The sequence below is a fragment of the Simkania negevensis Z genome, from assembly GCF_000237205.1.
Lineage (GTDB): Bacteria > Chlamydiota > Chlamydiia > Chlamydiales > Simkaniaceae > Simkania > Simkania negevensis.
In genome coordinates this window covers 2,219,734-2,244,327 of record NC_015713.1, presented here as the reverse complement: position 1 = coordinate 2,244,327, position 24,594 = coordinate 2,219,734, and the positions used below count along the sequence as shown (strand labels likewise).

At 40.9% G+C, this 24,594-nt stretch carries 19 protein-coding genes; 10 read left to right on the top strand and 9 right to left on the bottom strand.

Translation table 11 applies throughout. The annotated features are described in order from the left end of the window. Positions 1–32: 32 nt before the first annotated feature. Complete coding sequence (locus tag SNE_RS10970; protein ID WP_013944507.1) at positions 33–635, bottom strand: hypothetical protein; 603 nt, start codon at positions 633–635, stop codon at positions 33–35. A 70-nt stretch (positions 636–705) separates the two neighbouring features. Next, the gene (locus SNE_RS10965; protein ID WP_013944506.1) at positions 706–2,610 is read right to left on the bottom strand and encodes a hypothetical protein; all 1,905 of its coding nucleotides are present in this window, start codon (positions 2,608–2,610) and stop codon (positions 706–708) included. Between the two features lie 910 nt (positions 2,611–3,520). On the opposite strand from SNE_RS10965, the gene uhpC reads away from it, so the two are divergent. The 8 genes from uhpC to SNE_RS10925 all read left to right on the top strand — a co-directional run bounded on the left by uhpC (position 3,521) and on the right by SNE_RS10925 (position 15,396). Beyond that, the gene (uhpC, locus tag SNE_RS10960; RefSeq protein WP_013944504.1) at positions 3,521–4,882 is read left to right on the top strand and encodes an MFS transporter family glucose-6-phosphate receptor UhpC; all 1,362 of its coding nucleotides are present in this window, start codon (positions 3,521–3,523) and stop codon (positions 4,880–4,882) included. 6 nt (positions 4,883–4,888) lie between these two features. Next, positions 4,889–8,605 (top strand): DNA polymerase III subunit alpha, encoded by a 3,717-nt coding sequence (dnaE, locus tag SNE_RS10955; protein WP_013944503.1) that lies wholly within the window; start codon positions 4,889–4,891, stop codon positions 8,603–8,605. After that, entirely contained in the window at positions 8,606–9,679 is a 1,074-nt protein-coding gene (locus tag SNE_RS10950) for a tetratricopeptide repeat protein (RefSeq protein ID WP_013944502.1), read from the top strand. Next, positions 9,654–10,256: an LPS assembly lipoprotein LptE gene (locus SNE_RS10945; protein WP_013944501.1), complete on the top strand. Its 603-nt coding sequence runs from the start codon at positions 9,654–9,656 to the stop codon at positions 10,254–10,256. The genes SNE_RS10950 and SNE_RS10945 overlap by 26 nt, the downstream gene beginning before the upstream one ends. 268 nt (positions 10,257–10,524) lie before the next feature. Beyond that, positions 10,525–10,950, top strand: a complete 426-nt coding sequence (locus tag SNE_RS10940; protein ID WP_013944500.1) for an ATP-binding protein — start codon at positions 10,525–10,527, stop codon at positions 10,948–10,950. 16 nt (positions 10,951–10,966) lie between these two features. After that, positions 10,967–12,343, top strand: a complete 1,377-nt coding sequence (locus SNE_RS10935) for an endonuclease/exonuclease/phosphatase family protein (RefSeq protein ID WP_158307248.1) — start codon at positions 10,967–10,969, stop codon at positions 12,341–12,343. A gap of 51 nt (positions 12,344–12,394) precedes the next feature. After that, positions 12,395–13,414, top strand: coding sequence for a sialidase family protein (locus SNE_RS10930; protein ID WP_158307247.1), 1,020 nt, complete (start codon positions 12,395–12,397; stop codon positions 13,412–13,414). A 674-nt stretch (positions 13,415–14,088) separates the two neighbouring features. Then, positions 14,089–15,396, top strand: a complete 1,308-nt coding sequence (locus SNE_RS10925) for a hypothetical protein (RefSeq protein WP_041419090.1) — start codon at positions 14,089–14,091, stop codon at positions 15,394–15,396. A 37-nt stretch (positions 15,397–15,433) separates the two neighbouring features. Here the strand turns inward: SNE_RS10925 and SNE_RS10920 are convergent, their stop codons facing one another. Together SNE_RS10920 and SNE_RS10915 are read right to left on the bottom strand one after the other, a co-directional pair. Then, positions 15,434–15,730 (bottom strand): hypothetical protein, encoded by a 297-nt coding sequence (locus tag SNE_RS10920; protein WP_013944495.1) that lies wholly within the window; start codon positions 15,728–15,730, stop codon positions 15,434–15,436. Between the two features lie 308 nt (positions 15,731–16,038). After that, positions 16,039–16,464: a hypothetical protein gene (locus tag SNE_RS10915; protein ID WP_013944494.1), complete on the bottom strand. Its 426-nt coding sequence runs from the start codon at positions 16,462–16,464 to the stop codon at positions 16,039–16,041. A 159-nt stretch (positions 16,465–16,623) separates the two neighbouring features. On the opposite strand from SNE_RS10915, the gene SNE_RS10910 reads away from it, so the two are divergent. Both SNE_RS10910 and SNE_RS10905 read left to right on the top strand, forming a co-directional pair. Continuing rightward, positions 16,624–17,919 carry a D-alanyl-D-alanine carboxypeptidase family protein gene (locus SNE_RS10910; protein ID WP_013944493.1) on the top strand — a complete coding sequence of 432 codons (1,296 nt, stop codon included), beginning with the start codon at positions 16,624–16,626 and terminating at the stop codon, positions 17,917–17,919. Positions 17,920–18,026: 107 nt separating this feature from the next. Further along, positions 18,027–18,581: a hypothetical protein gene (locus SNE_RS10905; protein ID WP_041419086.1), complete on the top strand. Its 555-nt coding sequence runs from the start codon at positions 18,027–18,029 to the stop codon at positions 18,579–18,581. Between the two features lie 47 nt (positions 18,582–18,628). On the opposite strand, the gene SNE_RS10900 is transcribed toward SNE_RS10905, so the two are convergent. The 5 genes from SNE_RS10900 to SNE_RS10880 all read right to left on the bottom strand — a co-directional run bounded on the left by SNE_RS10900 (position 18,629) and on the right by SNE_RS10880 (position 24,538). Continuing rightward, positions 18,629–20,983, bottom strand: a complete 2,355-nt coding sequence (locus SNE_RS10900) for a glycosyl hydrolase (protein ID WP_158307246.1) — start codon at positions 20,981–20,983, stop codon at positions 18,629–18,631. Between the two features lie 142 nt (positions 20,984–21,125). After that, positions 21,126–21,521 (bottom strand): thiol-disulfide oxidoreductase DCC family protein, encoded by a 396-nt coding sequence (locus SNE_RS10895; protein ID WP_013944490.1) that lies wholly within the window; start codon positions 21,519–21,521, stop codon positions 21,126–21,128. Further along, a complete protein-coding gene (rsmA, locus tag SNE_RS10890; RefSeq protein WP_013944489.1) occupies positions 21,518–22,330 on the bottom strand; it encodes a 16S rRNA (adenine(1518)-N(6)/adenine(1519)-N(6))-dimethyltransferase RsmA in 813 nt (270 codons plus the stop codon). The genes SNE_RS10895 and rsmA overlap by 4 nt, the downstream gene beginning before the upstream one ends. A 13-nt stretch (positions 22,331–22,343) precedes the next feature. Continuing rightward, positions 22,344–23,411 (bottom strand): SurA N-terminal domain-containing protein, encoded by a 1,068-nt coding sequence (locus SNE_RS10885; protein WP_013944488.1) that lies wholly within the window; start codon positions 23,409–23,411, stop codon positions 22,344–22,346. Positions 23,412–23,413: 2 nt separating this feature from the next. After that, positions 23,414–24,538, bottom strand: a complete 1,125-nt coding sequence (locus SNE_RS10880) for an RsmB/NOP family class I SAM-dependent RNA methyltransferase (RefSeq protein ID WP_013944487.1) — start codon at positions 24,536–24,538, stop codon at positions 23,414–23,416. Between the last annotated feature and the right edge of the window lie 56 nt (positions 24,539–24,594).

Below are 24,594 nucleotides of genomic sequence, written 5' to 3'. Positions count from 1 at the left end.
GAAAACAATTATAGAGAATTTAGGGGAAGTGGTCAACCTTCAACGCTTTCTTTGAGTAGGTCGGTCCATTTTTCAAGGATGCTTGAATTTTTATTCACTTTATAATCGTCGTGGAGTTTTCTCAAGATTTCTATAAATGGCATGGGGAGCCAGCTTTCCCCAGCAAACTCAGCCAGGTAAAAGCCCAGTTTTCGCTCCTCGTTTGGAGGGTACCGGTCGATATCAGATAAAACAATTTTGACTTTTGAGATCTCAACTTCCGTTTTCATTTTGGCTTTTGAGGCAAGTTGAACATGTTGCAGAAGTTCATGCCAAAGATTAGACAGTTCTTGAGCAAAGTGAGCATTTTCGCTCTGATCAAGCTCCTTGAGTCGATCTAAAAGCCCTGTTAAAGAGTGAATGTCGGCAGCAAGAGCATCTTCGGAAAATTCTTCCCTTTTTTGTCGGGTGAAAAGGCTCGTAAATTTTTTGAGGAGAACGATCATCGAAGCATAGAAATTCCCCTTTTTCCCTCCAGGAAGCTCCCAAATGGGTTCTTCTCCCCCTTTTTTATCCGCTTCAATCGGATTGACGATGATTTCTTCATCTTCTTTACGCCCTTCTGAAGGCCTCAAGGGCTCAGGAAAAAAAGTCATTTCACTTACCTTGGTTGATTAATTTTACATATACGATAAAGACTTCTTACTTGGCAAATTACAAAAAATGTCAGATGTGCAGTCTTTGCCGTAATGCAGCCCAATAGGCAGTCAAGGTAAAAAGATAACCAGCAACCATGGCCCCACCCCATTTTAATTCACGAAGAGAATCGCTTTGGAGGATTTCGGAAGCAGATGCGTGATGCGGCGGCTCGTGGAAGGTAGTGGCTGAAAAGTCTGGGGCATCTTTAGGGAAGCATGGCATCTCAATTGAGAAAGGAGTGTCTAGCGGTGCTTCTGTGATGATAGGGTTTTTGGGGATGCAGAAACCTGGCTGTTTTTGCGTGAATATTTCGTGTAATGAAGGTGGAACTTTACAGACTTTAGATAGAGTCTGTGAATTATTAACTGGAATATAGTTAGGGTTAGGACAAAAACCGAATGCAGTAGATGACATGATTTGGCAGGCAGTACCAATGCAACCACTCATGGATGGGTTATGAATGAAGTCTGTGGGAAGGGTATTGGTAGCATTGGGCTGTAAGATGATTGAATGGTTCCACTCAGAGTTAATAGACGAGTTGTATGTATAGGATTCTGCAAGATCAAAAAAATAGGTGCTTGCTGCCGAAGAAACTCGATTAATGATGTACCATGCTGCCATGTTGAGAAGAAAGAATCCCACATATTTTACGTGTTTTTTTTGGATCAAAGATTTTGTTGGAAGATTAATTGGGTCGATATGGAGAATCGATAGGGCTTTATTTAATGCCAACTGATAAGTGCGAGATTTCTCGTTCCATGCTTCATGATGGGTCTCAAAATGGTTTTTTAGTTCTTTGAGGTAGTCTTTTTTTAGATGTGATAGCTCCTCAATGCGAGGTTCCTTTAATGGAAACTGTTCTAATCGATAATTATCAAAAGACTCTCTGTAGAGAATCTGGTGCTGAAGCGTTAGGTTTTTCCATTCATCGGGATGTTTTTGGAAAAAACCATGATGATAGAGAGCTTTTGCTTTGGAAGTGACTTGATTAGAACCTACAAAAGGGACTTCAGCAACAAAATTGGGGTGCTGTGGAGGCGGAAGATCCAATGTATAAAATCTTCGAGCGAAAGCTTCGACTTGAGTTTGAGGAATAGTGACAGAGGGGTGCTGCTCGATCCATTTATAATGCCACATGACTTGTTCGTTAGATAAGCTGCGAACTTTAACCTTTTTTGGGTCGATATTGGGTAAACTAACCACTTGGTATATTCTATCTTGTGGGGCGATGTGAAAATTGTAGAGGAGTGTTGCTTGCGTTTGATTGAGGATATGATCTTCAAAAAGCACTTTAAAAGTTTCGAGCTCAATTTTAGTAAGAGATGCTGAGAGATCAATCGACGTTATTTTTAATGGCTCGAGGTCATACTCAAGTAGGACACGGTTATAGCGAAGCTGCTTTGTGAAAGGTTCTTTTTCCCAAGCCTTAGGGTGCTCATTAAAGTGCTGGTAGAAAACTGCAATATCATGAGGTGACATTTCTTCAATGTCTTGAAAGATTGGAAAGTTCTGTTTCTTATAATAGCTTTCTGAAATATCACATGCGTTAGAGATAAAGAATTTTGCAGCTAAATGATAAAGGGCAACTTTCATGACGGGCCCAAGGGTGATCAATGTAGCTCTTCCTTTTAAAAGTTTAAGGGTGATGTAAGGGAAGGTGATCACACCAAGTCCGATTCCGAGAATTGTTAGTGCGACTTTATGGTACGATGAAGATGCTTCATCGCCATTTCCTAAACGATAGGTTAGTGTGCTTGCAAGACCATTTACGACTCCTGCTAAGGCCATTTCTGTATGTGATAGAGGAACTGAGATCCACTCAAGTGCTCGCATTTTCGCGAGTCCAATGGATCCTGTTAGGGCAAATCCAATAGAATCAATCCAGGGGGTATGCCTTTTATAAAATGATTCTCCGATGAGTGCAGCAGTCATTGAAAGTCAACCCCGTTTTAAAAAATTTCTAGCAGCAGGATATTATATAACTTAATCAAGTCTTTATAAAATGGGGTGGAATAAATTTATACCTAAAAAAATAGTTTACCTAAATATGATTGGTTGAGATCGTTTTGTTGTTTAAACTGTACGAAACTAAAAGAAGCATTAACATGTTATACTCAAACTACTTCAAAAGTTGGTTTTGAGCAACGCGAAGGCTTTTGGAGTTCGTCGATCAGGAATATGAGGCCACTTAAGATCGACAAATTACGGTGCTTTGATGCAGCCGAAAATCCAACTTTTGAAGTAGTTTGAGTATAGTAGAAATTTTACATTGATTGGAAGGCTGGGACGGTAGTTATCCGCACATAAAATTCAAATGGAGGGGTGGATTTCCCTATATCAAGGTTCCTCGGATCAGGAGGGTACAATTTAATATTTTTCCCCTTAAAATTTCTCTCTACAATAATTGGCGTTTGAACGACAATGGAGCCATAGTGATTTCGTACTGAGCGTTGCTTGGGGGAATCACTAGCAACAATTTAATGAATAGGCACACGATGTCTTACATGGATAACAACGAAAAAAATAAGAAAAAATCCCCATCAAACCAAAAACCTCAAGGTAATTCTTCTTGGTCTAATCCAAATGCGGGTAAGTCTTCTCAAGTTAGAACTCAGCAGAAGCCTCGAGATCAACAATCTAAAAAGAAATAAATGTTCTTTTAGCGGGGGAGAGGCGTTTACGCCTCCCCTTGACGCATTCTATAATCATCCCCTTTATTCTTTTAAATTCCAGATACTACTTAAGTTTTTTTTTGGGTAGACTGACGAATGAGTCTAGGGTTTAAATTTATTTCATCAGGTGCTATCCTGCGGGAAGTTCAACCAAAGATAAAGGATATCCAGTGAGTGTTATCGACTTCTTCAAACCCGATCCTCCTCAAACTCCCTTAACAGATCAAGAAGAGATTAAAAAGAGTTATCGCTATTGGCGTCTTCGTGTCTTTTACAGCATGTATATTGGGTATGCTTTATTCTACTTTACGAGAAAGAGTTTTGTTTTTGCGATGCCTGCCCTCATTGCTGACTTGGGATTTGACAAAGGACAACTAGGGATCTTATGTAGTCTTTTATCGATTTCTTATGGGGTCAGTAAGTTTTTAAGCGGTGTGATTTCCGATAAAGCTAACCTTCGCTATTTCATGGGCTTTGGGCTCATCATGACCGGAGTTTTTAATCTCTTTGTGGGATTTTCATCTTCTTTGATTTTGTTTGGCCTTTTCTTGGTACTGAATGGGCTTTTCCAAGGATGGGGATCTCCACCCTGTGCTCGTTTATTAACTTATTGGTATTCTCAAAAAGAACGGGGCCGTTGGTGGGGAGTATGGAACACCTCGCATAATATTGGTGGAGCGCTCATTCCTCTTATTTGCGCGATAGCCATTCAACTCTACGGGTGGCGCTATGCAATGTATTTGCCTGGGGCAGTGGCTATTATCGTTGGCTTTTTCTTAGTGAATCGCATCCGAGATAATCCGAAAGCTCTTGGGCTTCCAACAATTGAAAAATTTCGCAATGACTACGCTACTGAATCTGATGTTGCATTGGATGAAGATGAAGAGGAATCAAAAGAAAAGCGTTCTCAAGGGTCGAGAGAAATTTTAACAGAATACGTTCTCAAAAATAAGTTCATTTGGATCCTGGCGATTTCTTTTTTCTTCGTTTATGTGATTCGTACAGCTGTAAATGACTGGGTACAACTTTATCTGATGGAGTCGAAAGGTTTTTCTCTGATGGTTGCCGGATCGTGCGTTTTTTGGTTCGAGATCGGTGGGATTTTTGGCAGTTTAGCCGCAGGATGGCTTTCTGATACGATTTTCAAAGGAAAACGGGGACCTGTCAATGTTCTCTTTAGTTTAGGGATTATTTGTACCGTGTTCACCTTATGGGCAGTTCCATCATCAAGCGTTGCTTTGATTTCGGTCATCATGTTTGCGATTGGCTTCTTGATTTTTGGGCCTCAAATGCTCATTGGGATGGCTGCTGCTGAGATGGCAGGAAAAAAAGCTGCAGGTTCTGCAACCGGTTTTGCAGGATTATTTGCCTACACAGGGGCTGCTTCTGCAGGATATCCTTTTGGCCACGTGATTCAAAGTTATGGTTGGACAGGGTTCTTTGTCCTTCTTGCAATTTGTGGAGTTGTAGCTGTTTCGATGCTCCTTCCTCTTTGGAATCGGAAACCTCGGACAGAACTTGTGGCGGGATAAGACGAGATGGGATGGATTCCACTTCATGTGCACTCCCAGTATTCCATTCTTGATTCGACAGCGTCTGTCCAAGACTTAGCCAAAAAAGCCAAAAGCTATGATCTTAAATCTCTTGCTTTAACCGATTTTGGCAATATGTTTGGAGCAGTCGACTTTTTCAAAAGTTGCACTGTAGAAGGAATCAAACCGATTATGGGAATAGAGGTTGCTGTTGCCCCGTTTTCCCGTCTGGACAAAAAGCGCATTTCCGGTCACTCGGTCGGGTATCCAATTATTCTTCTTGCGAGGGGACGTAAGGGGTACCAAAATCTCTGTAAGATTTCTTCAATTGCTTCGCTTGAAGGTTTTTACTACACCCCAAGGGTAGATAAAGAGGTCCTTGAAACATATTGCGAGGATTTAATTTGTCTGTCAGGTCCGATTCAAAGCCGCTTATCTCAAATGATCGTCCAAGATCGTGAAGAAGAGTTGCAAGAAGAGCTAGAGTGGACCTTATCTGTCTATAAGGATCGCTTCTATTTTGAAATGCAACGGCATCAAATGACAGAAGCGTCCATTAGTAAGGATGGGATCGATCATGAGTCTTGGCTATACCAAAGCTATGTAGAGCGCATCAAAAGCCAAGATAAAGTCATTGCCCGCTTTTTAGAGCTTTCACATGAAAAAGGGATTCCCTACGTTGCAACAAACGATATCCACTACTTAGAACCAGATGATTGGAAAGCTCATGAAATTTTGATGAATGTTCAATCTGGGGAAACTTGTGAAATTGTTGAGCGTGACAGTTATGGTAATGTGAAAGGACGAATGCCTAATCCCAAACGAAATGTGATCCCCACACATGAGCTTTATTTTAAGTCGCCTGCTCAAATGGAAGCTCTATTTGCTGATTTACCCGAGGCAATTGCGAATACTAAAAGGATTGCTGACCAATGCGAGCTTACTCTTGACTTTAACACCAAGTATTATCCAGTTTTTACCCCTCCTCATCTTCAAGGAAAAGAGGTCTCTGAAGAAGAGCGTGTTCGAGAAGCTGAGAAATTTTTGCGAGATCTTTGTGAGCAAAGAATTCCGAAAAGATACACTGCAGAAAGACTTGTAAAGGTTGAAGAGCAGTACCCTGGACAAAGCCCTCTTGATGTTGTGCGTAGTCGCCTCGATCAAGAGCTTGAAATCATCACATCAAAGGGAATGTGTGACTACCTTCTTATCGTTTATGACTTTATTGCTTGGGCAAAAGAACAAGGTATTCCTGTAGGACCTGGTCGAGGGTCAGGGGCGGGATCCATTATCCTCTACCTGATTGGAATCACCGATATTGAACCTCTTCGATTCAATCTCTTCTTCGAACGATTCATCAACCCAGAACGGATGTCTTACCCTGATATCGATGTCGACATCTGCATGGATCGTCGCGCGGAGGTGATCGAGTACACACTCAAAAAATATGGGAAAGAAAAAGTTGCCCAAATCATCACGTTTGGAACAATGAAAGCAAAGATGGCAATCAAAGATGTTGGACGTGTGCTCAACGTTCCGCTATCCAAGGTGAATGACATTGCTAAACTTGTTCCCGAAGATCCTACAATGACTCTCGAAAAAGCCTTTGAGATTGATCCCGAGTTGAAGGCGATGGGGGCAAATGATGAAGAAGCGGGACGCATCTTAGAGTTTGCTCAAAAGTTAGAGGGATCGATTCGGAACACGGGGATTCATGCTGCAGGATTGATCATTTGTGGAGATCCGTTGACCGATCATATTCCTGTCTGTTCGGCTAAAGATTCTGAAATTGCCGTGACGCAGTATTCGATGAAGCCTGTCGAGGCAGTTGGAATGCTTAAGATTGACTTCCTAGGGCTCAAAACATTGACTTCGATTCAAAAAACTGTCGATTCGATCGAAGCCGATACTGGAAAAAAAATTGATTGGGTCGATCTTCCTCTCGATGATGAAAAGACGTTTGAACTATTAAATCACGGAAAGACACAAGGAGTCTTTCAACTTGAATCTTCAGGAATGCAAGAACTTGCGAAGCAACTGCATATCGATAAATTTGAAGAGATCATTGCGGTTGGGGCGCTTTACCGGCCAGGCCCGATGGAGATGATCCCTTCATTTATTAACCGGAAACATGGTCGAGAAGCAATTGAAGTGGACCATCCCATGATGGGAGACATCATTAAAGAAACCTATGGAATCATGGTTTACCAAGAGCAAGTCATGCAGATAGCGCAGAAACTTGCCGGTTATTCACTTGGGGAAGGTGATGTTTTACGTCGTGCCATGGGGAAAAAAGATCGTGACGAGATGGCCCGTCAGCGGGAAACGTTTCAGAAAGGGGCTCTAGAACATGGGATCGATCAAGATAAAGCGATCGAGATCTTTGATAAAATCGAAAAATTTGCATCTTATGGGTTCAATAAATCGCATGCTGCGGCGTACGGTTACTTGAGTTATGTCACGGCATTTTTAAAAGCGAACTATCCGAAAGAATGGCTGGCAGCGCTCATGACATGTGATAGTGATGATTTAACGAAGGTCGCGAAGCACATTCGTGAAGCAGAAGGAATGGAAATTGAAATCCTCTCTCCTGATGTCAATGAAGCTGACCTGGAGTTCCGTGCAAGAAAAGAAGGAATCCGCTTTGCCATGTCGGGAATTAAGGGAGTTGGAAAAGGAGTTGTTGAAGCGATTTTGACAGAGCGTAAACAAAACGGTCCGTTCAAATCACTTTACGACTTTTTCAGGCGAGTCGACACCTCGATGGTCGGAAAAAAAGTGGTTGAAAACTTGATCGAGGCTGGAAGTTTCGATTTTACGACATGGACGAGACAACAGTTACTCGCGAGTGTTGAGCCCATGTTTGAGCAAGCATCTCGCAAACAAAAAGAAGATGCAAGGGGGATTCTCGATTTGTTTTCTGCATTGGGGGATGAAGACAAAGCTTTTGAAGAGCCCCCAAAAATTGACTCGCCGATGTCAAAAGAAGAGATTTTAGCAAAAGAAAAAGAACTTTTGGGTTTTTATTTAACTGGGCATCCCATGGATGCCTACAAAGAGCTTATCGAGCAATTAGGGTCTCAGCCGTTTCATGAAATCGATGAACTTCCCCATGGAAGCGTTTGCCGTTCGGCATTTATCATCGAAAGTTTAAAAGTCAAAATTTCTGCAAAGACGCAACGTAAGTTTGCAATTCTCATAATCAGTGATGGAATGGAGCGGTTTGAACTTCCAATTTGGCCCGATCTCTATGAAGAAAAGGCTCCACTCTTTCATGAAAACCGCCTCTTGTTTGCCATTCTACAAGTCGAGAGGGAAAATGACTCGCTCAGGTTAAGGTGTCGAGCTGTCGAAGACTTGAGTGAACTCAGCGAAGATCAGGTCAAAACGTTAAATACTATTTTTGATCAGGTCAAAGGAATGGCGAAAACTGAAGCAAAAAGAAAGAAAAAACAAACGAATCAGGTCGATATGCAGGAAAAAGAGCAAAAACTTCACCTTGTCTTGGATGCGGATCAAACCCGATTTAGCCAGATTGTCAAACTCAAAAAACTTTTTCACCGCTTCCCCGGAAGCGCTTCTGTTGCAATTGCATTTCATGCGTCACAGCAAAGAGTTGGGACTCTCGAGATCGAATCTAAGTGGGGAGTTGGCATCAATGAGGGGCTAAAAAACGAGCTTCAAAATCTTTCATTCATTCAATCCTTTTCTTTTGAAGAGTGAATGTTTATAATCATGCGTTACAATGCAACTTTAGAGTTTGGAATGAAGCAGCTCAAAAAAATTTTTGTTTTTTTCATCTTGACGTGCGGAGTGGGAGCAACTCTCCATGCAAATCCTTTAGATCCTACATCTAAATCGGAGATTTCGGTTCACGACCACTACAATTTGATCATCGATTTTTTTCAAAACAAAGAATGGGAAAAACTCATTTGGCAATCGCGCATGCTCATGCAAGATTTTCCCGATGCCCCCTTTGCTAAAGAAGTCTATTACTACATGGGTGTCGCTTACTATGAAATTACCGACTACGAAATGGCAAATGAATCTTTTTCAGCCTATTTGAAAGAAGAAATGACGCCAAAGTTCTTTGATCAAGTCATTCGATACAAGTTTGAAATTGCTTGTCACTTTCAAGAAGGTGTGCGCCGTCACCTCTTTCATGTTCGTGGTTTGCCAAAATGGATCCATGGCTACGAAGAGGCGATTGAAATTTTTGACGAAGTTATCACGACCCTTCCACGCGACGAAATGGCTGCTGAATCTCTCTATCGGAAAGCGACGCTTCTTCTCGCTTTAGAAGAATACAAAGAAAGTGTCGAAGCTTATCAAACATTGATACGTCGTTTCCCTAAACATCCTTTAGCTCCTGATAGCTATTTGGGTGTAGCAGAAGTTTACCTCACCTGGTGTCAAAAGGAATTTCCTGATGGAGATCGACTCGAACTTGCTGAAATTAACCTGCGCAAGTTTCGGTTCCACTTTCCGAGAGAACCCCGTTTAGAAGAAGCTGAAAAGAAGCTTTTGCATTTGAAAGATGTCATGGCAGATGATCTCTTGGAAATGGGTGAATTTTATCATCGCACCAAACGGCCTAAAGCTGCTGCAATTTATTATCAAACGATTTTAAAAAAATATCCTGATACAAAAGCAGCAAAGGTTTCGAGAAAAAAACTCGAAAAGTTAGGGTTGCCTGAAACATTTTCTGAAATGGAAAACGCTTCCGATAAGGTGCCAAAGAAAGCGGATGAGGCGATCATTGTGGAAAGCGATGAAGAAGTATCTGCTGCTCCTTAGTTTGCCTTTTTTTCTCACGAGTTGTGGGTATCACTGGGAAGATTCTGACCAGCTTTCCTCTCACTACAAAACAGTTTCGATTCCTTATTTCAAAGGAGATGAAGAAGGGCTTTTGACTGACGAACTTGTCAAGGCGATAGGACTTTCAAGTCAGTTTACTTATGCCAAAGAGGGAGAACTTATTTTAGAGGGGAAGATCGTTTCCGATCAAAATTCGAACATCGGTTGGGAGTATGACAGTGATCCAACAACAGGTGCACGCATCAATCGACTTGTGCCAAATGAAGGGAGACGTGAATTGACTGTCCGCTTTTCCCTTGTTGCAGCAAGAACTGGAAAAGTTGTTTATGGTCCCATTGATGTATCAGCGCACGTAGACTACGACTTTGTCAATTCCGATTCTCTTCTCGATACCTCTTTTCTGACTCCAACTGGGGGGCGTCAATCTGTTCTCTTCTTTTCACTTGGGCAATTGGACTCAATGCAAGGAGCTCAAAGTTCAGCGCGCGAGCCGCTCTATCAAAAAATCGCCACAAAAATCGTTCGTGGCATTGAAAATGTGAACCTATCCCAATAATTTTTATACTCAAACTTTTGAAGTCGTTTGAGTATAGCTTCTTGAGTTTTTGTTCAGCCTTCTTGCCTCGAAAAGGAATGTTTGGTTCTTCCCATCTACAAATATTCCGAGATTTTAAGAGAACTCTCTTTCCTGAGACTAAGCAAAATAAACCCAGAGTTCAGGTTAGATAGTGTCGTCATGAGATGATCAATACAGGTTCTTGAAGTTAGAAGAAAAATCACTCTTTTCGATATGATCAAAACTTTGTTGAATTAAGTGACTTAGTATGACTGAGCCAATTCAGAGTGCGAACTCGACTTTTTCTGCCAATATTTCTTCCTTACGTCCCATGCTTGCATGGATTATAAGTCAGATTGAAGAAAGTCCTTTTGATCAAGCTGAGCTGCGGCGTATTGAAGTAGCCTTAGAAGAAGCTCTTGTCAATATCATTCACTACGCCTACCTTGATCAAGAAGGAGAGATTGAAATCACTTGCAACTACTTTCCAGAAGATCAGATTGAGATTATCATTAAAGATTACGGAATTCCATTTAATCCGCTTGAAAATGGTCAGAAGATCGACCGGATGGCTCCCATTGAAGAACGGACTGTTGGAGGGTTAGGAATTTCATTTATGAAGGAACTCATGGATAAAATGGAGTACAGCCGTGAAGGTGATGCAAATATTCTCACGCTTAAAAAATATTGTTAGTCTCTGTTTACTTTGCGTGCTTTCGACAGCTTATGCAGAAATAGAAGAACTTCCTTATATCAAGAACTTGCTGCCGAAAAATTCAACTGAAATTGAAAAGTTCTGGAAGAACTATGAAAGAAACATCAGTTTAAACTTGCGTTCGTTCCACCGTAAACTAGAGGAAAAAGAAGGGGCTCAAGCTTTGAGGGTTTGGGGCGGGATCATCAAGCAAACATTAGTGAGCCGAACGGATCTCGGATATCTCATTCCTTATGAACTTTATAAAGAGACGGAACTTGCAAAAACCTCCTTGCGCTACTATGAACAAATCAACAACCTATATTCCAAAGTGGTTAAAGATGAAGGTTTTCAAAACGCGATTGCAAATTATGTTTTGGAAGTCAAAAACCTTCTTCCCGATGAAGCGCAGTTTTTTTATAACTTTTTAAACCGATTTCAAAGCGGAGTGAACGCTGATTTAGTAAGTAAGGCATTAGAAAGCTTAGCATCAACTCCAAAGACTCCTTACTGCTATCTAGAAGGGACGGGAATGAAGAAAGTAGGGGCAGCTGAGATCTCCATTCTCAATGCGAATGTTCTTTTCATGCCTCACAATCTCACGTACTATTTTGGGGGGATTGCCCCCTGGGAAACCCGTATTCAGCAGATTGCGAAAGCGCTTAAAAAGAAAAATTGCGATATCGTTTGTCTCCAAGAAATTCACGATGAAGAAAGTGCGTTTGTTCTTTTTCGAACCCTTAAGAGGCAATATCCCTACTTTTACCTGAATATTGGAGCAGACAATGCCGTGGTAGATCCAGATGAGATTTCCATGGATAGCGGCCTTTTTGTAGCAAGTAAGTATCCGATTTTAGAACCAAGGTTTGTCCGATTTGAATCTGACGGAAGACAAAAAGGGATTCACAAAGGTTTTTTTTATGGAACGCTTGTTTTAAATGAAAAACCCTTTTGCTATCTCATTTCAACACATCTTAATCCCCATGATAATGAAACAGCTATAAGAGTCCGGGAAGAAGAAGCTCAGATGATTGTTCAGACAATAGAAACCTTGCAAAAAGATCTGCCTCTTCCTGCAATTGTCGTTGGAGATCTCAATGTGGTTTATGGATCTCAGGAATGGAAAAACTCGATTTTAAGTCGGGCATTTATTGATGGCTACTCGAGTCAATATCCCACGTGTACCGACTATTTTAACGATCTTGTTTGGACGCCCAACAGGGAGCGATCTAAAGTAAAAAATAAAGACTATATTTATGACTATGCTTTGATGTACCACGCTTTTCCTCTAGTGATTGAAAGCGAGGTTGTTCCTCTATACAAGCTCGATGAGCCTACTGAAGCCCTTTCCGATCATCAAGGAATTTTCAGTGTGATAAAAGTTGGTCAATAATTATGCATGTCTTAAACTTCTCTCATGCGCAATTTACAGTTTTTATTTTTAATGATCTTTTCAGTATTAAGAGCGAGCGGTCAAACCCTACTCGTAGATGAGTTTCTCTTTTCGAATGCTCCATTTGAGTCTTGCCATGCTTCAACTTTGACTGAAACGGAGGAAGGACTGATCGTTGCCTACTTTGCAGGTTCGAAAGAAGGAAACTCTGATGTTTCTATCTATCTTTCTCGACAATGTGATAATAAGTGGCAAGCTCCTGTAAAAGTTATAGAAGATTGGGGAGCCCCAACGTGGAATCCTGTTCTTTTTACGATGCCCTCAGGGAAGATATTGCTTTTTTACAAAGCAGGATACGATCCCACAAGATGGTCAGGTTTTTTGACATCCTCTATTGATGCAGGGCAGACATGGTCACGGCCATTCCTTCTTCCTGGTGGAATTCTTGGGCCAGTTAAAAATAAACCTCTACTGCTTCAAGATGGAAGGCTTCTTTGTGGTAGCTCGATTCAAAGTTACCTCAATTGGGCATGTTCTTTTGAATGGACACGTGATGAAGGATTAACTTGGGAAAGGAGCAATCCTATTCCCTATTTTGAAGAGCGTCGAGCTCCTTTTTTCCCAGATAAGAAATCAGCCTCAAAAGATCGTCCTATCGGCGTGATTCAGCCAACTTTTTGGACAGAAGATGGTCAACATATCACAATGCTTTGCCGCTCCAGAAGGATTGGATGGATCTGCAAAGCGACATCTTCTGATGGTGGGCGAACGTGGACGAGAGCCTATCCAACAGAGCTGCCTAATCCCGACTCAGGATTTGATGCTGTACGTATGTTTGATGGTCGAATTGCTCTTGTGTATAATCATTCAAAGACAAAAAGAACCCCTCTAAATTTGGCACTTTCTATTGATGGAGGAGAAACTTGGAAAGATGTTCTTGTTTTAGAAGATGGTCCGGGAAGTTTTGCTTATCCTGCAATTATTCAAACTCAAGACGGATTGCTTCACATCACGTATACATGGAATCGAAAACATATTAAGCACATTGCCCTTGATCCAACGTCCCTTTAAGATGGGCCTGTTACAATTGATAGATTCATCCCTCATTTTGATTGAGGAGATGACTTCTTCTGTGTCGATCACATCTGATAAATAATATTTTTTAAGTCTTAAGACAAACTTTGGGGTGTTATAAACCCCTTGTGTTGAGAACACGATTACAAGATGAGGATTTTTTCGCTCATGACGGCAATGAGAACAATTATCTTAGGAGTTTCATCAACTATTTTAATGACCTCGTTTGGACACCAATCAACTTCAGAACTATTTCCGAAAGTTTTCGCGTTGCCTAAAACCAATTTTTGGAGTTGTTTGAATATAAAGTAGAGAATCAAGGCTACATTTCGACTATGCTTTAGCCTATCGCTCGCGCGCCCCGTCGATTAAAATGAGGTATTTCCTCTCTATCAGCTCGACGAACCAATAGAGGCTCTTTCAGCTGATCAAGCCATTTTCAGTCAGATCAAATAGCTGGATTTCTTACAAAGCTCTCTCTACTTCGACTCATGTGTCATTAAACATAAGCGTCTAATTATAAATTATATAAGACAATATTCTTTGCATCTATATAAATACTGTTATTTTTTAATAATTATATAATTAATTTTTAAAAATTTTTGTAATAATTAATTATAATTTTTTGTATAATAATTGCAATTGCGGGAAGTAAAAGAGGGCTAGGAAGTATGTTTTGTATGAGAGGGTTGATTCGAGCGCCAGGAGTAAGATACTATTATTCGCAACCATTTGATCAACAATCGCTTAAATCTTATGAGAATTCTTCTCATCAAAGTCGAGAAGATCAAAAATTTCGCCAACAGCTCAAAGAAGTCGTCGTCATTCCAGCGGCAAATAGCAGCATTTCTCAAGTCATCATTCCAAAGGCTCTGGAGAAAGGAATGGAAGTGGTTGCTTTGACAGGTAACGTTGAGAATACAAAAAAAGTCTATCAACAGCATTTTAACAACCCACAGCTACAATTTGTGCCAATCAGGCATCAAGATTATGCAGATGCTAATGAGGTGGCTCGAATTGTAAGAGAAGCTACTCATGGGAAAACTTATGATCGTGTCAGAGTGATTTCAACGCTTGGCGGAACGACATCTGCTTGTGGGTCTCCAGACACTGAAAAACAACTTAAAGAGAAGAATATTGCTCAACCCATTGGGTTCCTGAATGGTGTTATTGATGGGGTTAGAAATCTTGCAGGAGGGATAGGTGTTGCACATCTTTCTTCGATAGCAGCTTCGATATCAAATCCAAAACGTTGTACTTATGCAAAAGTCCGTAGAGAAGCTGAAGATGCGATAGCCCTCACTCTTGATAGCGGTAAGATCGAAACTATGACACAACTGCGCGTGGGCCTCGTACAACCAAAGATATTCCAAGATCATGTCAGTGGGCAATACGTCTTAAACAGTGGTCATAACCATTCTGCGGAGAACTGGAGAGACTATCCCGTTGTCATGGTAGGCGGAAGTGATGAGTTGCCCCTACAACAGCCCGTCTGTACGGAGTGTGTGGCCAAGGGAGCTCTCAATGCCACAGCGCGTGATTTCGGACCTGATTACTGGGTTGTGAATGGTGTCAGTCGACAAAAAATGACGCAGCGTGAATATCTTACTTATTTTACAAAAGACATGAAAGTTGCATGTATTCACGTGCCTCTTGAAGTTCTTCACGCCATGACACGCTTGGCAAGTGATGGGCGGTTACAACCTTATGCAATTGCTATTCTTGAGGCTTTAGAACAAAACCCTCAACTTTTAGATGGGGAAGATTTTGAGCGTCTACTTGGATCAGATGCAGAAACTCTTGATGATATCTACTCCCCTTTCCATGAACAGACATTTACACATGAAGGGCCTCGCTTGGGCCGTTATATTTTTCAATTTTTGAAATCGAGTTTTAAGAATCCTAGCGATGCTTTGGAGTTTACAAAAACGGTGATGTTTTCAAGTGGTTGGAAACTGTCTGTTGTGGATAGGACATAAGTTAGTTCATAAAGAAAGCAGGAACAAGTTCCTGCTTTTACTTAGAACTTGCTTGCACTTCCATTGCTTCGTCAATTTTTCTTCGCGTTGCCGCAGCTTCTGCACGCGCATACATTTCTGCAGCTTTGGGATTTATGACTCCTTTTGGTCCCGCCCAAGGCTTGTAAGAGACGACTTCCAAGTTAAGCCTTTTTTGCAAAAAGCCTATACCCAGGTTTGAAACTCGATTCCACAAAGGAAGATTTTCATTTGGTGCTCGAGAGGAAAAATAACGAGCTCCTGAAAAAAGAACATGTCTTTCAATATTTGAAGCTAGGGGTCTAAAAGCCAACATTTTTCAACTCCTTTCTTGAAGGATTTCTTAATTTTATCAGGAAGTATAGTTCAACATCAAATAAATAGCGACGACGAAGAGTTCTTGTCGTTGACAATAGATTTGGAGTTATACTCAAACAACTTCAAAAATTGGATTTTCGGCTGCGCCAAAGCACCGTAATTAGCCGATTTTAAGTGACCTCATATTCCTAATATTAGGCCACTTAAAATCGACGAATTCCGAAAGCTTTCGCGTTGCCCAAAACCAATTTTTAAAGTTGTTTGAGTATAATAGAATACAAAAAACTAAAAGTTTATTTTGAACCATTAATTTTCAATTGAAGAGATGGCTTCCTCTGTATCGATGACTTCTGACAAATAATATTTTAAGAGCCGCAAGACAAATTTGGGGGTGTTATAAACCCCTTGAGTAGAGAAAACAATTTCAAGATGGGGATGCTTTTCGTTCATGAGGGCAATGAGAACAATTGTCGTAGGTGTTTCATCGACAATTTTTGGAACGATCCAGATGACGAATTGATGATTGAACAGAGTGACGCGGTCTGCTGTTTCAATCACGTGAAAGTAATGAGGAAGCTGCTCAGTTTTTTGCTCTTCCTCAAAGGATTCGTGATTTAGAAGACCTGTTTCTTCTAAAAGTTCGATATCCACTTCAATAATCCCTTCCGGAATCCAACTCGCGAGATTTGAAATGAATTCGTTGTATGCTTGATCTAATTGGATCGGATTCATGAACTGCCTTGTTAATTCCATTACATTTTTTTCTTCATAGCGGCGAGGAGTATTTTTTTAAAGCTTGTTTGATAAGTTTTATTTTCGATTTTGATCAAATGGTTAAAAATGAATTCAATATGTTTTGAATTTTTATGAATTTCTGCTATAAGAAGGACTATGTTTTACGTGCGTTTTTGGATCCTATTTCTCGTTTGTCTTTGCCAATACACTTGGGCTGAACCACTAAAAGTGAAAGTGACAGCTAAATCTGCCATCTTAATCAATGCAAAGACAGGAGCTATTTTATATGAAAAAGCTCCTCATGATCCCCATTATCCAGGAAGTATCACGAAAGTTGCTACCTTGACCTATGCACTTTCTCAATATAACGAGAGTTATGATGAAGTCGTGACATGTCCTTACCATTGTTTAAAGAAGATCAATGGAAGTATGAAAGAGGCACACCTTTATAGAGATCCCGCATACTGGCTCGAACCCGATGGGACCCATTTTTGGATCAAACGAGGAGAAAGGCTTTCTATGAGAGATCTTCTCTATGGAATGATGCTTGTTTCGGGAAACGATGCGTCTAATTTCATTGCCCACCATGTTGGAGGAACGATTCCAAAGTTCATGCGTGGATTGAATGATTACATCAAAAAACTAGGATGCAAAAACACTTATTTTGCTAATCCTCATGGATTGCATCATCCTAAACATGTTACATCTGCATATGACATGGCGCTTATCATGCAAGACGCCATAAAAAACAAAATAGCTTTAGAAATCCTTGCGACTAAAGAGTATGAGCGTTCAGCTACAAACATGCAGAGTGCAAGGATCATTCAAAATACCGGGCTCTTGCTGCAGCCGGGAAAGTTTTTTTATCCCAAAGTCATTGGAATGAAAAATGGTTACCACTCTCACGCAAAACATACCTTTGTAGGAGCTGCCCAGCAAGGCGACCGCATTCTCATTGCTGTACTCCTTGAATGCGAAGATCCCAAGCAAAAATACCGTGATGCCATTCGCCTCTTCGAAGCGGCTTTTTCTCAGGAGGAAGAGACGCGGCTCCTTTTTAACAAAGATGAAAACTATTTCACCCGTGAAATAAAAAAAGGAAAGACTCCTTTGAGAGCCTCTTTAATGGAAAATGTTCTCATCAACTACTTTCCTTCTGAAGAGCCTGAAATCAGTATTGAACTGAATTGGGAACAACTCGAACTTCCCATCGCTGCTGGTGAATGGGTTGGGGAGATGCATATCCTCGATCAAAACCATAAGATTTTAGAAAAAGCGCCCCTGTACGCAACAAGGGATGTTAAAAAGAAAAGTTTTATTGCCTTTGTTGATGGACTGAAAACTGGTAGTTTAGACTTCACGCCGCTGCGTAATGTTCTCATTGTTTTCCTTCTCTTAGCAGTTGGTTCGACTCTTTATTTTGTATTTAAATCAAATAGGTCTGTTAAATAATTATTTAACAGGTTTTCGTAGATTAATATAATTATTCAGGTTAAAATATAACCCTCAAGTGAAGAATCTATACAAAATAGATTCAAAACCTTTGAAGGAGGCAAGTAATGGGTATAGAACACACTCATTCAACGCAGATGTTGTCGACACTTTTGCTCGGTGCACATCTTTTGACCCGATACGCAGGGTCCTACCTCCCTTCATTTCTTACGGGAAATGTTGCAGGCACGGCAAGCGCGGTTTTCGATGAGATGCCAACCGAGCCGACTCAGACATTTACAGGCCAAGCATCAAACGTTGAGCAAATGGACACCGGTTTCTCTGAAGAAGCTACAGTAGGTGAAACCTTTACACAAACTGCTCAAACAGTTGCAACAGTTGCAACTGTTGCTTGGAATTACCTTCCTTACGTTGCAACTGCAGCTGCAGTGGCTTGCCTAGGCTATAAAGTTTATCGTAGCTTAAGCCGTCCAACTGTTGAAGTTGTCAATAACAACAATATCACGATTAACATCAAAAACGAATTGCCAGAGACAATTGAGATCCATCCAATTGTCAAAGAAGTGAAGACAGAAAAAGGCAAAGAAGTGCAGATTGATTTAAGCGTGACTCCTCTGACCAAGAAAGTTGCGCTCATTAATCAAGCTGCACCTGCTGCATAAATATTTAGGGGCACACTCCCATTGAGCAATACAGTTGGTTTGTGCCCTCAATCACATCCGTTTAGTAAGTTTTGTGCATACATAGAGATCACAGTAATAATAAACTCATTCGTACCCACATCAAAATGAGTTTTTCCGTCTTTCACATCTTGAATCATGTTGGAAATTGAGCCTGGTAATCCTAACGGAGGACAGGGAGTATCTGTCGCTGATCTTGCAACGAGAGGAATTAAAACACTTTGGATGGTATTTCCAGTGTCAAAAGTATCCCAGTTTTTTGAAACATAGTTGGCAATATCTTTCACATAGCTTTCAGAAACCACAGGTTCTTGGTCTGTAGCTTTTCCAAGGAAGTTATCTAGCAGATTTGCTGAAGTTGGCATGAAGACGCAACCGATAATGCGATCCCAATTGAGGCCCCACCAAGTTTCTGCTGTGATTTTGTTTTGCCACACCATTGAGGCTACAAGATGTCCTGTTTGCACGTACTCGGGACAAACAGCATTGTAGGGAGTGGACTCCGAATCGACTTGCCAATATGAGTGATATGCTGTTGATTCTAGAGCCCAACGGTTTCGTGCAATTTGAATCAAACTTTGATCTGCGAGGGTATGCTCAAGCCATGCGACAACGCTCATGCTGCCTAAAAGGGCTTCAGACTCACTTTCTGTATTTTGGCCATCGAAGCTGTTTCCCAATCCTGAAAGCCAAGAATGGCCTTCATAAAAATCAAGATTCCGATGGAGAACAAAATTGTCTCCTCCAGACTGGCCAATATCTGCAACGAGTATATTTGCTAAGTCTCGATGGGTGTAGGGGGAGATGGCTGAGGGCTGGTCCAAATACTTAGATGCAATCCCAACTTTTGTTTCATATTGATCTAACAAGACCATGGGATAAATTAAATAGCCGTATTGAACAATATGGTCGTTTAAAGAGATGGAAGACCCATAAGAATCAGGAAAGAACACAGCTGTTCCCCAATTTGGGTCTAATCTCAGTCCCGAGGGAACCTGAACGATTTGCCCATTGAGTTTTTCGGGAAAAGTAGATGAGGCTTTCCATAGATTATTGAGTCCTTGGATGAGGCTTTGGTGCAAAGCTTCAAGTTGGGTTTCCCAACGATTTTCTAATTCCGAGACTTCAATCACTTGTAGCGCATAAGCGAGTGTTAAGGCTTTTTGAAAGAGGAATTTATTGTATGGAATCGCGAGGGTAGGGGCTGGAACTTGTGTGGCAGCAGCAAGGCCTCTATCTAAAACTTGATTGTTGATTAAGGCAAGTGCCTGCTCTTTTGTAATGCCGTTACTCGGAAGGGCATCAACACTTAATTCCTGATATGCTGCAGGAAATTTAAACTCAAAGCTGCTGCCTGCATAAGCCTGTAGTTTTCCTTTTAAACAAACCAAAGATAAATCTGTTGGAACTTGCCCAGAGACAAGAGTTGCTTTATTGACTTGATGGTCCATGAGTAAAATTAAAGGTTCTGGTGGTGTATCTGCTCCAAGAAGGTCTTGACATGTGTAAGAGAAACTATAGTCAAAAGAAGAGCTCTGCTCAGCCGAAAAGGTTCCTTCTGCTTTAACAACAATTGCTCTAGCATGGTTATCTAAAAGAGAGCTCACTTCTTCTAAGTCTTCATTCGGAATGCAGACGATATTTAAGTAACCGGTGTAAGGTTCGTCAGATACGAATACCTGGTTGCTCCAGGATAATTTCAAAGATTGTGGGGTGTAGATAAGATAAACATATCCATTTCGATCGGAGATTTGATGTCTTGTCATTCCGCCAACAGTCGAAAGAGTTGGCTTTTCTCCTGTGGGAATTTGAATATTCACTATGCAATTTTGATACTGGGCACCTTGAAACACTCCGCCTTGAACTAAATACAGGATCAGCTGGTCGTTCTGATAGTGAATGGCACGAACCATATTTCCTGTTTCTGAGTTTTCCCAATGAATTTGAGGATACTGATGCGTCACAGGTGGAATGATTGCAAAGCGACCAGGCTGTACGTTATTATCCATTGCAAAGTGCCCTGATGCAGGCACGCCTGAGAGTGAATAATAAGCAAATGCCTTTGGACATAAAAAGGTCAGTCCATTTTCAGCCGTCCCGTTCCAAAAGAGATTGTAGTGACCTGTTGTACTCATAATAGCTTGATCGGGCCAACAAGCGAGGTTTTGAAACCAGTCATTTGTTGGGATGAAAGTGATTCCTGGCCCTTCTGTTGAAAGATGGGGAACCCAAATATGATTTGTTGTTGGGGTATAGTAGCCTTTGTAGACAATCCAATCCCCTGTAGGATTTTGAGGGTTAGGAGTGTAATACGTAGGAGGAGGAGAAAAATGTTCTAAAGAGGGGATGGGGATGTCATCCTCAAACAAGTCGTAAAATTTCATGCTCAAAAAAGAAGAAAATAACACAAAACAACTGGTGAAAAAAAAGCATTTATACACGCGTCCAAATTTCATAAGTACATCCTTTAAAATCAATTTTTCAGCTAAGGATCGCTTTTTTCAAAATATTTTTCAAAATAAAGAGTTAATTTTTGAAAAATTTTTGAAATTGTTTTGGAACGTTGGGACAATTTTGCTTTGGGTGCTTCAGGAGTTTTCTTCGCAATTTTGCAACCCCTCTATAAAGTCCATCGATGAATTTGATTGGGAAGCATTGGAGAAATCTACTTAGAGCTTTCCATGGGTTCCCAAGTCGGTTGAAGATATAGATGACAGCGCTTCCTTTAAACAAAACCTGTTTGGTTTCTGGAACAAAAACAATGAGGCTATCAGGAGGATTCGAGATTGTTAAGCTTTGAAAAGTTGAACCATTAAGTGGCGCAAAGTAAAAAGGGGATTTTCCCATTCTTTTGAGAACGAAGCGGACGATGAAATGGCATAAGCCGCAAGTTCCGTCGTAAAAGATAAGAGGTTCATTCATTGAGCAAGTAAATTGTAAAGTTTTTGGAATTCTTCTAGCGAGAGTTCTTGAGGACGTGTAGTTACTGAAAGCCCCATCTCTTTGAGTGCTGATTCCACTTGCGTTGCCGTATAGAGCGATTTAAGAGAAGCTCGAAGCATCTTCCTTCTTTGTTGAAACGCTATCCGAATCAGCTGGAGGGGTGAGGGGGCATTTTCATTCACCTCTTTTAAGGTCAACTGGACAACAGCTGAAGTCACCTTGGGCCTCGGATAAAAACAGGTGGGTTCGACTGAAAAAAGAAGCTGAGGTGTTGAGTAATAAAAGGCAAAAAGAGTGAATGAGCTGTAACTATTTGTTCCTTTCTTCGCTACGAGCCGCTCAGCCACCTCTTTTTGTACCATTAATGTGAGTGATGCAATTTGTTTCCCCATGGGAAGAAGTTTTTGCAGTAAAATTCCCGTAATGCTGTACGGGATATTGGCTACAACTTTTGTTTTTTCCTTGAGAACTGAAAGAAGGTCAACTTTGAGAAAATCATCGTGGACAATGGTCAGCTTGGGGTGGTTCCAATCTTCAAGAGCAGTGGCAAAGCGGTCATCTTTCTCGATGGCAGTGACGTAGGCACCTTTTCCCAGTAGGGCTTCTGTTAAAACGCCGGGGCCAGGACCAACTTCTAACACGTGATCACCATCAGTAACTCTTGAAGATTCAATGATCTTCCGGACGATATTCCCATCGATCAAAAAGTTTTGAGAAAGAGATTTCTTAGGATGTGTTTTAAGATCCTCCAGAAGCTTTTTCAAAGCCTTAGGCTGATAAAGCCCCATTGAGCGCCGTCCCTTAGTAAACCGTAAACGGTTGATAGTCGCTTGAGAGAGGCATACGAGGGCTCACTTTATCAAATCCGTATCGCTTCTTTAGGCTATTAAAGTACTGTTCTTTTTCTTTGTCAGCCGTTTCATGCAGAAGCTTGTTCTTAAGGGGTTCGTGCATCGTGTCAAAATCACTCGGGAGTTTTTCGACTAAATTATCGAGATAAAACACGCGCGAAACTGTGCTTTTATCAAAGCGGCTTACTTGAGATACCGGCTCACTAAAAGAGTGAGTGCTCAGATTTTTTATTACATCGTAATGTTGTTTAGAAATATTTGGAGTGTCTCCAGATAGCTCATCACTGACTGTGATGGTGATTTCTTGATGTTGTTCTTTAAGCTCAGCTGCAACCTCTTCCAAAGTCTTTTCCTTTGTTGAAAGAAGAGCATAGGCTTGCTTTGCTAAAGTTTCACAAGCTTCCTGATCTTTTCCACGGATGGAAAAAACGCGATAGGTCCAGTTTTCAACAGGTGGGTTTTTCTCTAAATAAGCTTGGTAGGCGGCTTTGATCACCTGAGGAGTTGTTGTTTGCAGCGCTTTAGAGTGGACCTTGAACCACATCATTTGCCGAATTGTAATATCATTGCGAATCCATTCTCTTGCTTGATCGTATGTTAACCCAATTTTTTCTAGGTTTGACATGATATTGGGACCAAATCGATCTTCGAGTTCCTCACGTACCTCTCCGTCACTTACTTTGATTTCTTTTTGCTGCGCATCGAGTAAAACCAATTCGTTGCAAATCATTTCCTCAAGGGTTTCGCTCCAACGTCCCATGTAGAATTGAACTTTTTCAGCTGCAGAGAGCTTGAGGTTGGGGTCATATTCGTAGAGGAATAGATCCATTTTCTTCACTACATCAATGAGTGAAATGATCTTTCCGTTAATTTTTGCCAGAGGGCAATTATTAATGATAATTTGGGGTTCTCGTTGATTTGATGCCCCTGTGAAAGAAGAGGTGACGGGAGCATATTCGTCGGCTATCAAACTCACACAAAAAGGTAAAAAAAGTAGGTAAAGTAACGTTTTCTTCATATTTAATAACTCAATACTGCTGAGAAAAAACCATCCATATTTCCCTTTTCGGGGAGAGATAGAAAAGGAGGTTTGACGAGTTTTAGGTTGTATTCCTTAATAAAACCTGAAACCTGCCTCTCATTTTCCTCGGGAAAAACACTACACGTAGCATAGACGATTCGACCATTAGGATGCAAAAATTTTAATGTTTCTGCAAAAATTTTGCGTTGTTCTGCCGCTAAACGCTCGATCATTTCTCGATCTATTTTCCATTTCATATCTGGGTTGCGACGCAAGGTTCCACTTCCCGAACAAGGAACGTCGAGGAGTAACCAATCGATCTTCCTTAAAAGAGTTTTCCGTTTCAGATGTTGCTCAGTTAAAGGGTGTCCATTCTGGATCCCTGCCCGCTTAAGCCGTTTTTTTGCTTCAAGAAGCATGTGAGGGCGAATGTCGTAAAGATGGATCTGTCCCTGCCCTTTCATTTTATGTGCAAATGCAAGCGTTTTCCCACCTGAACCCGCGCAGTAGTCTAAAACATGGTCACCAGGTTTAGGGTCTACTTCATTTGCGACGAGTTGGCTTCCTTCATCTTGAATTTCAAACAGACCAGCTTTGAATTCGGGAAGGGCAAAAAAGTTGATCTTCTTATGAAAAACAATGCCCAACGAAGATTTGCCGCAAGGCGAAACGTCATAGATTTCTTTCCAGTGCTTAAGGAGGTCATCCCGCTCAATTTTTGCTGGGTTGACACGCACGGTTGTTGGCGCAGTTTCATTAGAATTTAAACAGAGTTCAATCGCTTTTTTTTCACCATAAGCTTCTTTCAATGTATCAAAAATAAACTTTGGAAAACTCAAGCGCACATGTATAGGGATCGCATTTTCATTTAGAAAATCATTGGGATTGATTTGCTGGTAAATATCTAATCGTTTTTTCCAATTTATTGGGCGGTCACAAAGATGGTCGAGCAACCCTCGCCAGCGCACCATTCCATAAAGCGTTTCACAAACTTCTTGCCGATCTTTAGACCCAATTGCTTTATTTTTGCGAAAATAATCTCTTAAAAAAGCATCAAGGGGAAGTCTCGATTTTTCGCTCTGATCAAAAATTTCTAAAAGATGGTGTTTACGAAAATTTTTCATGTGAATAAAAAAATATTTTCACTCTATTTTACCTGGGAAAGGGGTATCTTAGCAAT

Excerpts from the sequence above, each read along its gene's own strand:
- SNE_RS10965 (WP_013944506.1), bottom strand. The coding sequence starts at position 2,610 with ATGACTGCTGCACTCATCGGAGAATCATTTTATAAAAGGCATACCCCC.
- SNE_RS10940 (WP_013944500.1), top strand. The coding sequence starts at position 10,525 with ATGACTGAGCCAATTCAGAGTGCGAACTCGACTTTTTCTGCCAATATT.
- SNE_RS10885 (WP_013944488.1), bottom strand. The coding sequence starts at position 23,411 with ATGAAGAAAACGTTACTTTACCTACTTTTTTTACCTTTTTGTGTGAGT.
- SNE_RS10900 (WP_158307246.1), bottom strand. The coding sequence starts at position 20,983 with ATGAAATTTTACGACTTGTTTGAGGATGACATCCCCATCCCCTCTTTA.
- SNE_RS10895 (WP_013944490.1), bottom strand. The coding sequence starts at position 21,521 with ATGAATGAACCTCTTATCTTTTACGACGGAACTTGCGGCTTATGCCAT.
- SNE_RS10925 (WP_041419090.1), top strand. The coding sequence starts at position 14,089 with ATGTTTTGTATGAGAGGGTTGATTCGAGCGCCAGGAGTAAGATACTAT.
- SNE_RS10970 (WP_013944507.1), bottom strand. The coding sequence starts at position 635 with ATGACTTTTTTTCCTGAGCCCTTGAGGCCTTCAGAAGGGCGTAAAGAA.
- SNE_RS10920 (WP_013944495.1), bottom strand. The coding sequence starts at position 15,730 with ATGTTGGCTTTTAGACCCCTAGCTTCAAATATTGAAAGACATGTTCTT.
- SNE_RS10910 (WP_013944493.1), top strand. The coding sequence starts at position 16,624 with ATGTTTTACGTGCGTTTTTGGATCCTATTTCTCGTTTGTCTTTGCCAA.
- SNE_RS10880 (WP_013944487.1), bottom strand. The coding sequence starts at position 24,538 with ATGAAAAATTTTCGTAAACACCATCTTTTAGAAATTTTTGATCAGAGC.
- SNE_RS10950 (WP_013944502.1), top strand. The coding sequence starts at position 8,606 with ATGTTTATAATCATGCGTTACAATGCAACTTTAGAGTTTGGAATGAAG.
- SNE_RS10930 (WP_158307247.1), top strand. The coding sequence starts at position 12,395 with ATGATCTTTTCAGTATTAAGAGCGAGCGGTCAAACCCTACTCGTAGAT.
- SNE_RS10905 (WP_041419086.1), top strand. The coding sequence starts at position 18,027 with ATGGGTATAGAACACACTCATTCAACGCAGATGTTGTCGACACTTTTG.
- rsmA (WP_013944489.1), bottom strand. The coding sequence starts at position 22,330 with ATGGGGCTTTATCAGCCTAAGGCTTTGAAAAAGCTTCTGGAGGATCTT.
- SNE_RS10915 (WP_013944494.1), bottom strand. The coding sequence starts at position 16,464 with ATGAATCCGATCCAATTAGATCAAGCATACAACGAATTCATTTCAAAT.
- SNE_RS10945 (WP_013944501.1), top strand. The coding sequence starts at position 9,654 with ATGAAGAAGTATCTGCTGCTCCTTAGTTTGCCTTTTTTTCTCACGAGT.
- dnaE (WP_013944503.1), top strand. The coding sequence starts at position 4,889 with ATGGGATGGATTCCACTTCATGTGCACTCCCAGTATTCCATTCTTGAT.